Below are 381 nucleotides of genomic sequence, written 5' to 3'. Positions count from 1 at the left end.
GTTTACGCAAGAAAATCTGTAATTCCTGTTTGCCTGCCTACCAAGCAAGTAGGCAGCGATTTGCTCATAATTGGTGATCTGATGTTGGGTTACTTGCGCTGATATTGGTTTATCAAAAACGAGAGCGTGATTTCGATATGGTCCATCTTTTGTAATCTATCCATGTGTTGTTGCTTAAATTTCCATGCAAATGGCGTCATCATGATTAAGTGTTCAACACACTCAAATTCCATTCTGTGTGTTTGTTGCAATTTAGTCCGTTCAACCAATTCAAACCCTTGTGGTGTTTCTGGTGCCTTGTGTAGTTTTACATTGTCATAAATCAGAGACTTGAGTTCGAATAGATGGTGTTCACCGGGTGAGACGACATACAAACTGCCT

Annotated in this window: 1 pseudogene; it reads right to left on the bottom strand. The window is 40.2% G+C overall.

The window, feature by feature from the left end:
- Window positions 1-89 precede the first annotated feature (89 nt).
- Window positions 90-381 (bottom strand): annotated as a pseudogene (locus CWC11_RS21020) (SAM-dependent methyltransferase); the annotation flags it as partial.

The sequence above is a fragment of the Pseudoalteromonas sp. S3178 genome, assembly GCF_005886985.1.
Lineage (GTDB): Bacteria > Pseudomonadota > Gammaproteobacteria > Enterobacterales > Alteromonadaceae > Pseudoalteromonas > Pseudoalteromonas carrageenovora.
Note: the sequence above shows the minus strand (reverse complement) of the source record. Positions and strands in the feature narration are given on the sequence as shown.